Origin of the sequence: Hoeflea sp. BAL378 (genome assembly GCF_000759435.1) — a bacterium.
Classification (GTDB): domain Bacteria; phylum Pseudomonadota; class Alphaproteobacteria; order Rhizobiales; family Rhizobiaceae; genus Hoeflea.
The window spans coordinates 22,334-37,421 of record NZ_JRJG01000037.1 but is presented as its reverse complement, the minus strand read 5'-3'; the positions used below and the strand labels follow the sequence as shown (position 1 = coordinate 37,421).

The following is a 15,088-nucleotide window of genomic DNA, read 5'->3' as shown; positions in this document are numbered from 1 at the left end:
CTCCTCTGGGGGGATGGATCAGGCCTTTGTTGCTTCGATCTGCTTGGGTTTGTCGCCGGCGTCGCTGGAAATCGCGATGCGGCGCGGCTTCATGGCTTCGGGAAGCTCGCGGACCAGGTCGACATGCAGGAGGCCGTTGCGCAGCGATGCGCCGGTGACCTCGACATGGTCGGCCAACTGGAAGCGGCGCTCGAAGGCGCGCTTGGCGATGCCGCGATAGAGGAATTCGGTGCCTTCGGCATCCTTCTCGTCGGCCTTCTCGCCCTTGACGGTCAGTACATGTTCGCGGGCTTCGATCGCGATCTCGTCTTCACCGAAACCGGCCACGGCCATGGTGATGCGATAGGTGTTATCGCCGGTGCGCTCGATGTTGTAGGGCGGATAGGACTGGGCCTGCTCGGCGGGCGCCAGACTGTCCAGCATGGTCAGCAGCTTGTCGAAACCGACAGTGGACCGGTAGAGGGGGGAAAAATCAACGTGACGCATGGGTGTCCTCCTTAAGAGCAACGGTTGGTTTAGCGTTTCTGGCCCTGGCGTGCCCCGCATCGGGCGGCACACCGGCCAGCAGGCCCGGTATCCGGCGCCTGCAGGACCAATGTGGGAACTCCGCAAACCGGGTTCAAGAGCCTGCGTGCTCATCCGGCAGACCGGCGAAACGCGCCATGAACCGGGGATGAACGGGGCGTTTGGTCCCGGTTCAGCCGGCCTGGGCCATAGTGAGCGCGTTCAGGCAAAGCAGCCTGACCCGCCCGGGGCATCCTGTCCCTTCTGCTCCGAGCACCTGGCCGGACCCGCGCCCCGCGCGGATCCGGCCTTTTCCGTCCGGCATCCGGCGTTTTCCTTTTGACCAAACAGTGGCGAAGCCGTAATCCGGATCACCATGAGCGATGATCTTCCCAAGCTGATCGAGACGGACGGCAATCCTGTCCCGGACAACCATGTGGTAGGCTGGTTCACCAGCGCCGGCGGCAAGCGGCTGCGCTATGCCATCTTCAAATCGGACGTGCCGGTGGCGCGGGGGACCGTGGTTCTGCTACAGGGCCGCAACGAATGCATCGAGAAATATTACGAGACCATCCGCCATTTCACCGACCGCGGGCTGTGGGTGGCGACCTTCGACTGGCGCGGCCAGGGCCTGTCCGACCGGCTCACGAAGAACCCGTTGCGCGGACACATCCGCCGGTTCCGCGACCTGGAGACGGACCTGTCAATCTTCCTCGAGACGATCGTCCTGCCCGAGACCCGCCTTCCCTTCTGCATGGTCGCCCATTCGATGGGGGCGCTGGTGGCCCTGTCGATGGCGCCCGGACTGGCGAACCGGATCGAACGGATGGTGCTGACCGCCCCCTTCGTCGAACTCTCCAACCAGGCGATCCCGACATGGCTCACGCGCCTCGTCACCCGGCTGTTGCGGTTGACAGGCTTCGGCTGGATCAGTTCCGGCAGGGATCGCTTCCCGCGGCCCTTCGAGAGCAACGCGCTCACCACCGATATCGGCCGCTATGCCCGCAATCAGGCGCTCTACACCGCCCATCCCGAACTGCGGCTGGGTCCGCCCACGGCCCGTTGGCTCAACGAGATGCATCGCGCCATGGACCGGGTCAACCGTCTCGACCATCTCGACCGGATCAAGGTGCCCACCCTGCTGATGGGCGCCGGCAACGACCCCATCGTCGCCCAGCAGGCGATCGAGAGGATCTCCAACCACTTCCGCGCCGGACGGGCCATCATCATCGATGGCGCGCGCCATGAATTGCTGCAGGAGGCTGACCGCTACCGGATGGCGGCGCTGGCGGCGATCGACGCCTTCATCCCGCCCGATCAGGCGCGCCAGCCGCAGCCGGGCGCCGTCAGTCAGCCCGGTTGAGCACGTCCAGAGCCGCGGCATGCAAGTCGGCCGAGCCGGCGGCGACAATGCTGCCGCCATTCTCCGGGCGGTCGCCGCTCCAGGTGGTGATGACGCCGCCGGCCTCTTCGATCAGCGGGATCAGCCCGCCGACGTCATAGGCCTTCAGCCCGGCCTCGACCACCAGGTCGATATAGCCCGAGGCGACCATCGCATAGGCGTAGCAATCACAGCCGTACCGCGCGAGCTGGACGCTCTCTTCCACGCGCCTGTAGCAGGGCTCGAGCTCTTCGGCGAAAATCGAGGGCGACGTCGTCATCAGGATCGCCTGGTCGAGCGACACATTCTTGCGTGAGGTGAGCGGCGAGACCTGGCCGTGGCGCCGCACGCTGGCGCTGCCGGGCCTGCCGATGAAGCGCTCGCCGGTGAACGGCTGGTCCATCATCCCCATCACCGCCCGGCCCTTGTGATAGAGCCCCACCAGCGTGCCCCAGACCGGCAGCCCGGAGATGAAGGCCCGCGTGCCGTCGATCGGGTCGATGACCCAGACATAGTCCCGGTCAAGGCCGACATCGCCATGTTCCTCGCCCAGGATCCCGTGGTCGGGATAGCGCTCGGTGATCAGCCGCCTGATGGCGACCTCCGCCGCGCGGTCGGCTTCCGTCACCGGGTCGAAACCGCCCGCATGCTTGTTGTCGATGGCAGCCGGCATGCGGAACCGGGGCAGCGTTTCCGCCGCAGCGGCTTCGGCGATGGCGTCGAAAAAGGAGATATCGGGAAGCACTGCGGACTCCGGGCAAGTTTCGTGGTGTCGGACGGCGTCGTTCAACCGGTCTGATCCCACGTCTGAACCGGCCGGCGCGGAAAAGCAAGCCACGCAAGCCTGCCGGACAGGCGCCGTTCGCATGCGCACCATGGGGAGCGCAATTCCCGTTGACTTTTGTGCATTGCAGCATTAATCTTCACCCACAGTCTTTGACTGTGAATGCCCTCCTTGGGCGTTTCCTCCCTAGATTTTACCGCGCTTCGAGCGCGGTTTTTTTTGGACCCGGCAGCACTGGGCACCGCGGTCTCGCCGCTCCGAAGCCTATTCCGCGGCCAGGCGGTCCTCGGCAAGATCCTGGCGCACATGCGCCATCATCTGGCCCGCGAACTCGGTCAGGTCCGCCTTGAGCAGGTCAAAGCCGGCGGTCCGCTCCAGCGTCGACTCGTCGACGTAAAGGCCGCGGTTGACCTCGATCTGCAGCGCGTGCAGCCCCCGCGCCGGGCGCCCGTAGTGCTCGGTGATGAAGCCGCCCGCATAGGGCTTGTTGCGCACCACGCGATAGCCGAGTTCCGACAGGAACGAGACGGCGGCCCGGGAGAGGTCGTGGGAGGCGCTGGCGCCATAGCGGTCGCCGACGATGATGTCCGGCCTCTGGTTGCCCCCGGCAATGCGCACATTGGCCGGCATCGAATGGCAATCTATCAGGATCGCCTTGCCGAACTGGACATGGGTCTGGGCGATGATGCGGCGCAGGGTGGCGTGATAGGGGCGGTAGACCCGCTCGATCCGCGTGAGCCCCTCCTCGACGCTGAGCCGTCCCCGGTAGATCTCCATGTTCTCGGCGACGAGGCGCGGGATCGTGCCCAGCCCGCCCGCCACCCGCATCGATCCGACATTGGCGTAGGACGGCAGCGCGCCGTCGAACATGCGCGGGTCAAGCTCGTAGGGCTCGCGGTTGACATCGAGCCAGGCGCGCGGAAACTGGGCCGCGAGCAGCGGCGCGCCGAGCTGGATCACGCCGGCGAACAATTCGTCGACATAATGGTCTTCCGAGCGCCGGATCGCCATCCGGTCGAGCCGCGCCATGGCCAGAAACGAGTCGGGGTAGACGCGGCCCGAATGCGGCGAATTGAACACGAAGGGCTCGGTCTGGTGCAGCGGACGGCGAATCTCAAAGGGCGCAACCGGTTCCGGCTCGTTTCCCGCTTTCAGCACGTCGGCTTCGCGCATATTTGTCCCTCTACCCTGCAACCGCTTGAATCACCTTGCCAGTTGCCCCCGAAGCTGTCCAGTCCGCCTCGCTTGCATCTCAAAATCGCCATCATTCACTTGATGTTTACTGGAATGGCGTACAGATGGGCAAGGCAGCGCTCCGCGCGCACGAAGACAGGTCTGGAAACATAATGACGCCGAAGATTCTCCTCGCCGAAGACGACAACGACATGCGCCGCTTCCTGGTCAAGGCCCTCGAAAAGGCCGGCTATGAAGTCCGCTCCTTTGACAATGGCGCCAGCGCCTATGACCGTCTTCGCGAAGAACCGTTTTCGCTGCTTTTGACCGACATCGTCATGCCGGAGATGGACGGCATCGAACTGGCCCGCCGGGCGACCGAACTCGACCCCGATCTAAAGGTCATGTTCATCACCGGCTTTGCCGCCGTCGCGCTCAATCCCGACTCCAAGGCGCCGCGGGATGCGAAAGTCCTGTCGAAGCCGTTCCACCTCCGCGACCTCGTCGAAGAGGTCAACAAGATGATCCAGGCCGCCTGACCCCCGACAAACCCCTTTGCTCAGGCGCCAGCGCTGACGCAGCGACTCCGTGGATGCGGATCGCCCCGCCGGCATGCCGGGCGCTCCGCGCAAGGCCCGCGCGAGCCCGATTGCCGGCAAAAGGCCATCGGTAAAAAAGCACCGTTTTCTTGTTGACGCCGCGGGGCTTTCTGTGGTGTATGCGGCGCATCGGATGGGCGTATAGCTCAGCGGGAGAGCACTACATTGACATTGTAGGGGTCACAGGTTCAATCCCTGTTACGCCCACCATCCGATCCCCCTTCCTTGACGACAGCATCGACACAGCCCCGGATCCGCCCGTTTGCCCTGTCGCTTCCGAGGGAAGCGCCGTGTCCCGGCGGACGATTCCAAAGTGATTGCGGCCGCAGAAACGGCGAGACTCGGGCCCCGAAATCTGTCTAAACTCGGCCCGGCCGGCGTCTCCCGATGCCGGACATTGTTTCCATCTCACCCGCATTCCGGAGACATCATGGGCGATCCGTTTTTCCATCCCGTGTCGGGCTTTGACCTGCCGCGATTTGCCGGCGTGGCGACGTTCATGCGTCTTCCGCATGTGCCGCTCGAGGACCCGCGCATCGCGGAGGTCCAGATCGGCCTGATCGGCGCCCCCTGGGACGGCGGCACCACCAACCGGCCCGGGCCGCGGCATGGACCGCGCCAGTTGCGCGACCTGTCGACCATGATCCGCGCCGGAAACGGCGCCACCGGCATCCGGCCGTTCGAACTGGTCAATTGCGCCGATCTCGGCGATGTCCCGCCCAACCCGGCCGACCTGATGGATTCGCTCAACCGCATGAGCGCGTTCTACACGCGGGTAAAGCAGGCCGACATAGCGCCGCTGACGGCCGGCGGCGATCATCTGTGCTCCCTGCCGATCCTGCGCGGACTGGCGTCAGATGCGCCGGTCGGCATGATCCATTTCGACAGCCACACCGACCTGTTCGACAGCTATTTCAACGGCTCCAGATTCACCCACGGCACCCCGTTCCGGCGCGCCATCGAGGAAGGCCTGCTCGACCCCAAGCGCGTGGTGCAGATCGGCATCCGCGGCACCAGCTACGACACAGAAGACCTGGATTTCGCGAAGGCCGTCGGCGTCCGCCTGATCCGGATCGAGGAGTTCTTCGCCCGCGGCGTCGCCGACGTGATGGCCGAGGCCCGCGAGATCGCCGGCGGAAAGCCGACCTATGTCTCCTACGACATCGACTTCGTCGATCCGGCCTTCGCGCCGGGAACGGGAACGCCGGAAGTGGGCGGGCCGAACTCGTTCCAGGCGCTTCAGGTTGTCCGTGAACTTGCCGGCGTCGACATCATCGGCGCCGATCTCGTCGAGGTCTCGCCGCCGTTCGACGCCTCCGGCGGCACAGCCTGGCTCGGCATCTCGATCATGTTCGAACTGTTGTGCGTGCTCGCAACCGCCGTCAACGCTCGAAACCCGGCCTGAATCATCTCAATTGGAGCGAAGTGGCGTCCTATTCGGCCGCCTGCAGCATCCGCCGTTCGGCATCGACCATCCGCTCGATCTGCTGGCGGAACTTGATCGGGCCCTTGTCGATCTTCAGGTTGAGGTTGGGCGTCGTCATCGTGTCCATGCCGATCTGCACGGCATTGAGCACGATGCGGTCCTCCTCGAACGCCGCCTGGACGGCGCGTCCGAACTGCGCCGATACCTCCTCGTCGCCCGGCGCGAAATTGCGCATCTGGAACCAGAAGTAGCGGGTCCGTTTCTCGTCGATCGGCGTCATGAAATTGTAGCTGTCCATGAGGAACACGTCCTCGTGCAATGGCTTGCCCGGCCCGCCGGTTCCCGCCGGAACGAAAACGGCGCGGATGATGGCGTGGCACGGATAGCGCACCTCGTAATGCTGCTCGCGGTCGGCGTTGCCCGTAAACTTGACGAACGGCGCGTAGAACGGCGCCACATCGACATCGAGCATCCAGCGCGAGACGACAACACCGTCTTCCTTTTCGAGCGTGTTGACCGGCACGTCCTCGCAGGCCGCATTGCCGAAGGACGATTGATGCACCCAGGCGACATGGGAGGGATCGAGCAGATTGTCGGTGATGTAGAGATAGTTGCAGTCGACCACCATCGCGTCGCCGCGGCTTTTGCCCCAGTCGGGATTGTCCCACTGGTCGATGCTGAAAATCCTGGCGGGATCGGCGAGCGCCGCTTCGCCGGGCCAGATCCACAGCATGCCGTAGCGCTCCACCAGCGGAAAGGCGCGCACCCGGGCGACATGGGGAATGCGTTCGGCGCCCGGAACCCGGGTGCAGGTGCCCTCGCAATCAAACCGCAGCCCGTGATAGCCGCACTCGACCTCGTCGCCCAGCAGCCGCCCCATCGACAGGGGAAGCTTGCGGTGCGGACAGGCGTCTTCGAGCGCCACCGCCACGCCGTCCTGCCGCCTGTAGAGCAGCACGTTCTCGCCCAGGATCCTGACCTGGGTGAGCTTGCGGTCGACCTCGTGATCGAGGGCCGCCACATACCATGCATTCTTCACAAACATCGCACGTCTCCCCGTCGTCCCGGCCTCTCCGAAGTGTCTCATTCCTCTGCGGCTTTGTCACATCAAAGCAGCGTCGCCGCGCCCCGGTCGAGATAGGTGTCGAGGAACTGCTCGATCCGTTCATGCCGCGGCTTGCCGAAAACCTCGTCGGGCTTACCCTCGACGATCTTCTTTCCATGATCCAGGAACACGATCTTCGACCCGACCGAGGCCGCAAATCCGATCTCGTGCGTGACGACCAGCATGGTCATGCCGCTTTGCGCGAGGTCGCGCATGACGTTGAGAACCTCTCCGGTCAGTTCCGGATCGAGCGAAGAGGTCGGCTCGTCAAACAGCATGATGCCTGGATCCAGCGCCAGCGCACGCGCGATGGCGACCCGCTGCTGCTGGCCGCCCGAGAGCTCGCTCGGATAATGGCCGGCCCGCTCCCGCAGGCCCACATTGGACAATTGCGCCATGGCCCGCTCCTCCGCATCCTTGCGCGCCATTCCCCGCACCGTCACCAGTGCCTCGGCGACATTGCCGAGTGCCGTCATGTGCGGCCAGAGATTGAATTGCTGGAACACCATGCCGATGCGCGAGCGCACCTTGCGGGTCTGCGCAGCCGGCAGCCGGTTGCGCTCGCCGAAGTCTCCGCTGCTGAAACCCAGCGGTTCGCCGTCGATCTCGATGAAGCCTTCATTGGCTTCCTCAAGCAGCGCGATGCAGCGCAGGAGCGTGCTCTTGCCCGAGCCCGACGGACCGATCAGGCAGGTGACCTGACCCCGCGGCACGATCAGATCGATGCCGTCAAGCACCGTGTTCTTGCCAAACCGCTTGACGAGCTTTTCAACCTTGATGGCGGGCGTATCGGTCATGTTGCTGCGAACCTGTATTTGGAAAGTCGGCTTTCGGCATAGCGGCCCATTGCGCTGCAGGCTTCCACCAGAGCCCAGTAGACCAGCGCCAGAATGGCGAAGCCCTCGACGAAGGCGTAATATTTCGTGCCCAGCGCGCTGACGGCGAGGGTCAGTTCGGGCACTGATATGATCGACAGGATGGCGGTCTCCTTGAGCATCAGAATGGTCATGTTGACCATGGACGGCAGCAGCAGCATGGTCATTTCGGGCAGGATGATCCGCCTGAGCGTCTGCCTGCGGTTGAGCCCGACGCATTGCGCGGCCTCGATGTGCCCCTTGGGAATGGCGATGAAGCCGCTGCGCCACAGCTCGGAATAATAGGCCGCCCCGTAGATGGTGAGCCCCAGAAGCCCCGCGGTGATGCTGTCGAGCGACAGGCCGATGAAGGGTCCTCCGTAATAGAGCAGGAAAACCTGCACCAGGAACGGCGTGCCGCGGATCAGCTCGACCGGCGCCAGCAGCGCGAGGTCGACCGTCCGCGAGCCGTAACGGCGCAGGACGGCGATCACGAAGCCCAAGATGATGCCGAGGATCGACCCGGCGATCCACAACAGGATGGTGACGCCCAGCGCCCGGACGATATCGGGCAGGAAACTGATGATGAGGTCGAGATCGAAGGTCATAGCCGCCCCCAGCTCATGCGCCGTTCCAGCCCGAGGCCCAGGGCCGCGACCACGATGTTGATGACGAGATAGACGAAGCCTGCGGCGGCATAGAGCTCCAGCGGCCGGTAGGTGCTGGCGGCCAGATCCTGCGCCATGCGCGTGAGTTCGATCACGCCCACCACCGAGACCAGCGACGAGGATTTGAGCATCATGATGGCTTCGCTGGTCAGCGCCGGGATCGTCAGTTGCACGGCGATCGGCAGCCGGATCCTGCGGAAGGTGGCCGCCGGCGAAAAGCCGCACATGTTCGCGGCCTCGACCAGCCCCTTGGGAACGCTCGCAAATCCCCCGCGCAGGATCTCGGCCTGATAGGCGGCGGTGCACAGGGACATGCCGACGATCGCCGCCACCTCGCTCGGGACGTTCAGCCCGATCTGCGGTAGGAGATAGTAGATGAGCAGAAGCTGCACGAGGAGCGGTGTCCCGCGGAAGAAGCTGACGAACAGCTTGCCCGCCATGCGCGCCGTCCGGTTGCCGGACATCACCGCAGCGCAAACCACCGACGAGAGGAGAAACCCGATGGAGATGGAGACCGCGCTGAGGATGATCGTCAGCCTCGACGCCTCGACCAGAAGCCAGAACAGCTTCCATGACATGGGAGGACCTTTCCGGAAACGCGATCATTCACCGCAATGAAACAGACCGCCGCCGAAGCTGGTCTCCGGCGGCGGCATTCAATTGGGGACGGATCAGATATTGGCCTTTTCGATCTTTTCCGGCGTGTCGAATTCGACGCCGAACCACTTCTTCTGGATCTCGCCCATGCGGCCATCGGCCTTGATGGTGGCGAGCGCCGCGTCGATCGCGTCCATCAGCGTGGCGTATTCGGGTTCGGGACGGCCGGGAAAGCCGAAATAGGTCTTGACCCCGAACGGCGGCTCGACAAGCTCGAAGGTTTCCGGGCGCTGCTGCGCGACATAGGCGATGTTGGGGAACGAGTTCGCCACGGCCACCACGCGGCCGGCGGCGAGATCCGCATAGGCCTCGTTGAAGCTCACATATTCCATCGGCTCGATCGGGCTCGGCAGCGTGTTGCCGTACTCGATCACCTGGGCGAGCTGCGCCGTGGCCTTGCCCGAGCCGACCGGCTTGCCGGCGATGTCCTCGGGTTTCATGATGGTTTCGTCACCGGCTTTCTTGAGCAGCGCCACGGTGGCTTCGGCGATCGGCGAGGTGAAGCGGAACCGCTTCATGCGGTCATTGGTGATCGTCGCCGGACCCGCGACCATGTCGAACTTGCCCGATTCCAGGCCCGGGAACACGCCGTCCCAGGGCAGCGTCACCCATTCGATCTCGACACCGAGTTCCTTGCCGATCTCGGCGAACAGATCGACATTGAGGCCGACATGCTCGCCCGCGTCAATGAAATCGAACGGGGCGAAGGCGGTTTCGGTGCCGACCTTGAGGACGCCGGCCGCCTTGACCTTGTCAAGAACATCCTCGGCATGCGCCGCGCCCAGGGCGGCCAGGCCGATGAAACCCGCGATGGCTGTGGTCATGAGTGCTTTGAAGTTCATGTCTGGCTGTCCCTTCTGGATGTCGGCGCCTTCGACGGCGTCCGATCGTTTTGTATGAACAAAAAGAAACTCGGTTCCCGCCCGTTGTCAATCGGCCTTTGCCAAAAAAAAGGTCACGCTCACAATTTGTGCATTCCGGTCTCAAGAGCATGCGCAGGCATGCCCCTGCCCCCGCCACGGACGAGGTTCGCCCCGCCTGCCCGCTTTCACGCCAGAACGGCCAAAAAACAGGCTGGGATGACCGGGGAACCGCGACATTTTCCCGGAGAATGCGCGATCTAATGGATTTAATTCTGGATATTGACGGTAAAATCATTCAATGCTCTGTCAAACGCTCGCTCACGTCAATTCCTGCGCGCCGACGGCGTCCGCCGCGCGCAGGCCCAAGAAGAACGGGACATTTGATGATCACCAAGTCCGCCGACCTCCCCTCTCCCGCCCCGCGAAGCGCCGAACCGGCCACCCTCGCAGCCGAGATCATCGAGCGCCTGACCTATTCCATCGGCAAGGACGCCAAGGTCGCCAAGCCGCATGACTGGATGACCGCCACCATTCTGGTGATCCGCGACCGGGTGATCGACCGGTGGATGGCCTCCACGCGCCAGACCTATGAGACCGGCGGCAAGCGGGTCTATTATCTCTCGCTGGAATTCCTGATCGGCCGGCTGACCCGCGACGCGGTCTCCAATCTCGGCATGATCGACGAGGTCCGCGAGGCGCTCAATTCCCTGGGCGTGGATTTCGATGCAGTGGCCGCGCTCGAACCCGACGCGGCGCTGGGGAATGGCGGCCTAGGACGGCTCGCCGCCTGCTTCATGGAATCCATGGCCACCGTCGATATCCCCGCCTATGGCTACGGCATCCGCTACGTCCACGGCCTGTTCCGCCAGCAGATGAGCGACGGCTGGCAGGTCGAACTGCCCGAGACCTGGCTCGCCAACGGCAACCCCTGGGAGTTCCAGCGCCGCGAGAGCGCTTATGAGATCGGCTTCGGCGGCTCGGTCGACACCATCGGCAACGGCTCGGAGGAAACCCAGCGCTGCATCTGGAAGCCGCAGGAGCGCATGATCGCCACCGCCTACGACACGCCCGTGGTCGGCTGGCGCGCCAAGCGCGTCAACACGCTGAGACTCTGGACCGCCCAGCCGATCGATCCGATCCTGCTCGACGCCTTCAATGCCGGCGACCATATCGGCGCACTGCGCGAGAGCAACAAGGCCGAAGCGCTCGCCCGCGTGCTCTATCCGGCCGACCAGACCCCGGCCGGCCAGGAACTGCGGCTGCGCCAGGAATATTTCTTCTCCTCGGCGTCGCTGCAGGACATCCTTCGCCGGCATCTGCAGCAATATGGCGACCTGCGCTCGCTGTCGCAGAAGGCCGCCATCCAGCTCAACGACACCCATCCGGCGGTCTCCGTCGCCGAACTGATGCGGCTCCTGATCGACATACACCGCATGGACTTCGACCAGGCCTGGGACATCACCCGCGAGACCTTCAGCTACACCAACCACACGCTTCTGCCCGAAGCGCTGGAAAGCTGGCCGGTGCCGCTGTTCGAACGGCTGCTGCCGCGGCACATGCAACTGGTCTACGCCATCAACGCCAAGGTGCTGCGCCATGCCCGCAAGGAGCGCGGCTACGAGGAGGAGCAGATCCGCTCGGTCTCGCTGATCGACGAGGGCGGCGACCGGCGCGTGCGCATGGGCAACCTGGCCTTCCTGGGCTCGCACTCGATCAACGGCGTCTCGGCGCTGCACACCGAGCTGATGAAGAAGACGGTTTTCTCCGACCTGCACGGACTCTATCCCGAACGCATCAACAACAAGACGAACGGCATCACCCCGCGCCGGTGGCTGATGCAGTGCAATCCCGGCCTGTTCTCGCTGGTCCGCGAGGCGATCGGCGACGGCTTCATGGACGACGCCGAAGCGCTGAAAGCGCTGGAGCCCTTCGCGCGGGATTCGGAATTCCGCGCCCGTTTCGCCGCCGTCAAGCGCGACAACAAGGCGCGGCTGTCCAACCTGGTCGCCCGCCGCATGGGCATCAGGCTCGATCCCTCATCCCTGTTCGACATCCAGATCAAGCGCATCCACGAGTACAAGCGGCAATTGCTCAACATCATCGAGGCGGTGGCGCTCTACGACCAGATCCGCTCGCACCCGGAACTGGACTGGACGCCGCGGGTGAAATTCTTCGCCGGCAAGGCGGCGCCGAGCTATCACAACGCCAAGCTGATCATCAAGCTGGCCAATGACGTGGCCCGGGTCATCAACAACGACCCGACCGTGCGCGGCCTGCTCAAGATCGTCTTCATTCCCAACTACAACGTCTCGCTCGCCGAGGTGATGGTTCCCGCCGCCGACCTGTCCGAGCAGATCTCGACGGCCGGCATGGAAGCCTCGGGCACCGGCAACATGAAGTTCGCGCTCAACGGCGCGCTCACCATCGGCACGCTCGACGGCGCCAATGTCGAGATCCTCGAATGCGTCGGCGAAGACAACATCGTCATCTTCGGTCTGACCGCCGAGGAAGTCGCCGAACAGCGCGCCGCCGGCCTCGATCCGCGCGCGACGATCGAAGCCTCGCGCGAATTGTCGCAGGCGCTGACCGCCATCCGCTCAGGCGTTTTCAGCCCCGACGACCGCGACCGGTTTTCGGACCTGATTTCGGGACTTTACGATCACGACTGGTTCATGGTCACGGCCGATTTCGACGCTTATGCCAAGGCGCAACGCCAGGTCGACAGTTTGTGGGTTGACGAAGAGGCCTGGTATGGCCGTACTATCCTCAATACCGCGCGTGTCGGCTGGTTCTCCTCGGACCGCACGATCCGGCAGTATGCGAAGGAAATATGGAAAGCCGGCCCATGACCCAAAAGGGAACCGTGCGCGATGCGATCCGGAAGGACTTTCACCTTCCGGTCGTCGAGGCAGAAGCGATCGCTTCCGGCACGCATGGAAACCCGTTTTCCGTTCTTGGCGTGCAGCAATTTGATGGCGGGTTCATCGCCCGCGTCTTTGCACCCGGCGCCACCGAGATCAGGGCGCTGACGCTCGACGGCAAGCCCGCCGGGCTGCTCGAGCCGGGCGCAGCCCCGGGCCTGTTCGAGGGACCGATCGACATTGCCGGACGACAGCCGCTGCGCTACGCGGCAGCCAACGCCGACGCCGCCTGGGAGATCCCGGACCCCTACTCCTATGGTCCCGTGCTCGGCCCGATGGACGACTACTTCATCGCCGAAGGCTCGCATTTGCGGCTTTTCGACAAGCTCGGCGCCCATCCGATCCATCATGAGGGGTCGGACGGGGTGCATTTCGCCGTCTGGGCGCCCAATGCGCGCCGCGTCTCCGTCGTCGGCGATTTCAACGACTGGGACGGCCGCCGCCATGTCATGCGCCGCCGCGCCGATGTCGGGATCTGGGAAATCTTCGCGCCCGGCGTCAGGCCCGGCTCGGCCTACAAATACGAGATCCTCGGGCCAAACGGCGAGAGACTGCCGCTGAAGGCGGACCCCTTCGCCCGCCGCGCCGAACTCAGGCCGGCCACCGCGTCCATCGTCGCCGCCGACCTCGACCACGAATGGGGCGACAGCGCCCACCGCGCCCACTGGAGCAAGGTCGACGCCCGCCGGCAACCGATGTCGATCTACGAGGTCCACCCCGGCTCCTGGCGCCGGCGCGCCGACGGGACTTTCATGTCCTGGGACGAGCTCGGCGACGAGCTCATTCCCTATTGCGTGGAAATGGGCTTCACCCACATCGAATTCCTGCCGGTCTCCGAGCACCCTTACGATCCCTCCTGGGGATACCAGACCACCGGGCTCTACGCGCCCTCTGCCCGCTTCGGCGAGCCCGAGGGCTTCGCCCGCTTCGTTGACGGCGCACACCAGGTGGGCCTCGGCGTCATCGTCGACTGGGTGCCGGCGCATTTCCCCACCGACGCCCATGGCCTGGCGCATTTCGACGGCACCGCGCTTTATGAGCATGCCGATCCGCGCCAGGGGTTTCATCCGGACTGGAACACCGCGATCTACAATTTTGGCCGGCGCGAGGTCTCGTCCTTCCTCGTCAACAACGCGCTGTTCTGGGCCGAGACCTATCATGTCGACGGCCTGCGCGTGGATGCGGTGGCCTCGATGCTCTATCTCGATTACTCCCGCAAGGAAGGCGAGTGGATCCCCAACAAGGAGGGCGGCCGGGAGAACCTCGACGCGGTCGAATTCCTGCGCCAGATGAACAAGGCCGTCTACGGCAGCCATCCCGGCATCGTCACCATTGCCGAGGAATCGACCTCCTGGCCCAAGGTTTCCGCCCCGGTGCACGAGGGCGGGCTCGGCTTCGGCTTCAAATGGAACATGGGGTTCATGCATGACACGCTGAACTATTTTCAGCGCGACCCGATCCATCGCAGCCACCATCACAATGACCTGACCTTCGGCCTGCTCTACGCCTTCTCGGAGAATTTCGTGCTGCCGATCAGCCACGACGAGGTGGTGCATGGCAAGGGCACGCTGCTGACCCGGATGGCCGGCGACGAATGGCAGAAATTTGCCAATCTGCGCGCCTATTTCGGCTTCATGTGGGGCTACCCGGGCAAGAAGCTGCTGTTCATGGGGCAGGAATTCGCCCAGCGCGGCGAGTGGAGCGAGGCCCGGCAGCTTGACTGGGACCATCTCGACGATCCGCGCCACTCGGGCATGCAGGACCTGGTGCGCGATCTCAACCGGCTGTATGCCCGGACGCCGGCCCTGCACGCCCGCGATTGCGAACCGGAAGGCTTCGAATGGCTGGTCGCCGACGACAGCGCCAATTCGGTGTTTGCCTGGGTCCGCCGCGCGCCCGGTGAAAAGCCGGTGGTGATCGTCGCGAACCTGACGCCGGCCTTCCGGGTCGGCTACCGGGTGGCGATGCCGCAGGAAGGCACCTGGCGTGAGATTTTCAATTCGGACTCAACCATCTATGGTGGGTCCGGCAAGGGCAATCTCGGCGAGGTGGCGACACGTCTGGAGGATGGGCGCTCCATTGCGGAACTGACATTGCCGCCATTGGCGACACTGATGTTCACACCCGCCTAGCGAGGTCGTGAACCGGAACAA

General features: G+C 64.3%; 13 protein-coding genes and 1 tRNA gene. 6 read left to right on the top strand and 8 right to left on the bottom strand.

Annotated elements, in window-relative coordinates:
- Positions 1 to 18 precede the first annotated feature (18 nt).
- Entirely contained in the window at positions 19 to 486 is a 468-nt protein-coding gene (locus LL06_RS09915) for an Hsp20 family protein (protein ID WP_035525636.1), read from the bottom strand.
- A gap of 394 nt (positions 487 to 880) precedes the next feature.
- Between LL06_RS09915 and LL06_RS09910 the strand changes: the two genes are divergently transcribed.
- Complete coding sequence (locus tag LL06_RS09910; protein WP_052161372.1) at positions 881 to 1,867, top strand: alpha/beta hydrolase; 987 nt, start codon at positions 881 to 883, stop codon at positions 1,865 to 1,867.
- Here the strand turns inward: LL06_RS09910 and hisN are convergent.
- Together hisN and LL06_RS09900 are read right to left on the bottom strand one after the other, a co-directional pair.
- Positions 1,851 to 2,630 (bottom strand): histidinol-phosphatase, encoded by a 780-nt coding sequence (gene hisN, locus LL06_RS09905; RefSeq protein ID WP_035525633.1) that lies wholly within the window; start codon positions 2,628 to 2,630, stop codon positions 1,851 to 1,853. The two genes, LL06_RS09910 and hisN, sit on opposite strands and share 17 nt — an antisense overlap.
- 303 nt (positions 2,631 to 2,933) lie before the next feature.
- Positions 2,934 to 3,842: an N-formylglutamate amidohydrolase gene (locus tag LL06_RS09900; RefSeq protein ID WP_052161371.1), complete on the bottom strand. Its 909-nt coding sequence runs from the start codon at positions 3,840 to 3,842 to the stop codon at positions 2,934 to 2,936.
- A 173-nt stretch (positions 3,843 to 4,015) separates the two neighbouring features.
- Here LL06_RS09900 and LL06_RS09895 point away from each other — a divergent pair, with 173 nt between their 5' ends.
- The 3 genes from LL06_RS09895 (at position 4,016) to LL06_RS09885 (ending at position 5,846) form a co-directional block, all read left to right on the top strand.
- On the top strand, positions 4,016 to 4,381 hold the full coding sequence (locus LL06_RS09895; RefSeq protein ID WP_035525632.1) for a response regulator: 366 nt from the start codon (positions 4,016 to 4,018) through the stop codon (positions 4,379 to 4,381).
- A gap of 195 nt (positions 4,382 to 4,576) precedes the next feature.
- Positions 4,577 to 4,651 (top strand) — tRNA-Val (locus LL06_RS09890).
- 220 nt (positions 4,652 to 4,871) lie between these two features.
- Positions 4,872 to 5,846: an agmatinase gene (locus LL06_RS09885; RefSeq protein ID WP_035525630.1), complete on the top strand. Its 975-nt coding sequence runs from the start codon at positions 4,872 to 4,874 to the stop codon at positions 5,844 to 5,846.
- Between the two features lie 28 nt (positions 5,847 to 5,874).
- On the opposite strand, the gene LL06_RS09880 is transcribed toward LL06_RS09885, so the two are convergent.
- The 5 genes from LL06_RS09880 to LL06_RS09860 form a co-directional block, all read right to left on the bottom strand.
- Complete coding sequence (locus LL06_RS09880) at positions 5,875 to 6,912, bottom strand: aromatic ring-hydroxylating dioxygenase subunit alpha (RefSeq protein ID WP_035525628.1); 1,038 nt, start codon at positions 6,910 to 6,912, stop codon at positions 5,875 to 5,877.
- 62 nt (positions 6,913 to 6,974) lie between these two features.
- Positions 6,975 to 7,769: an amino acid ABC transporter ATP-binding protein gene (locus LL06_RS09875; RefSeq protein ID WP_035525626.1), complete on the bottom strand. Its 795-nt coding sequence runs from the start codon at positions 7,767 to 7,769 to the stop codon at positions 6,975 to 6,977.
- Positions 7,766 to 8,434 carry an amino acid ABC transporter permease gene (locus LL06_RS09870; protein ID WP_035525624.1) on the bottom strand — a complete coding sequence of 223 codons (669 nt, stop codon included), beginning with the start codon at positions 8,432 to 8,434 and terminating at the stop codon, positions 7,766 to 7,768. Before LL06_RS09870 ends, LL06_RS09875 begins: the two co-directional genes overlap by 4 nt.
- Positions 8,431 to 9,072 carry an amino acid ABC transporter permease gene (locus tag LL06_RS09865; protein WP_035525622.1) on the bottom strand — a complete coding sequence of 214 codons (642 nt, stop codon included), beginning with the start codon at positions 9,070 to 9,072 and terminating at the stop codon, positions 8,431 to 8,433. Before LL06_RS09865 ends, LL06_RS09870 begins: the two co-directional genes overlap by 4 nt.
- Before the next feature lie 93 nt (positions 9,073 to 9,165).
- On the bottom strand, positions 9,166 to 9,993 hold the full coding sequence (locus tag LL06_RS09860; protein ID WP_152599556.1) for a transporter substrate-binding domain-containing protein: 828 nt from the start codon (positions 9,991 to 9,993) through the stop codon (positions 9,166 to 9,168).
- A 404-nt stretch (positions 9,994 to 10,397) separates the two neighbouring features.
- Here LL06_RS09860 and LL06_RS09855 point away from each other — a divergent pair, with 404 nt between their 5' ends.
- Both LL06_RS09855 and glgB read left to right on the top strand, forming a co-directional pair.
- Positions 10,398 to 12,863 (top strand): glycogen/starch/alpha-glucan phosphorylase, encoded by a 2,466-nt coding sequence (locus LL06_RS09855; protein ID WP_035525619.1) that lies wholly within the window; start codon positions 10,398 to 10,400, stop codon positions 12,861 to 12,863.
- A complete protein-coding gene (glgB, locus tag LL06_RS09850; RefSeq protein WP_052161378.1) occupies positions 12,860 to 15,067 on the top strand; it encodes a 1,4-alpha-glucan branching protein GlgB in 2,208 nt (735 codons plus the stop codon). Before LL06_RS09855 ends, glgB begins: the two co-directional genes overlap by 4 nt.
- Positions 15,068 to 15,088: the final 21 nt, after the last annotated feature.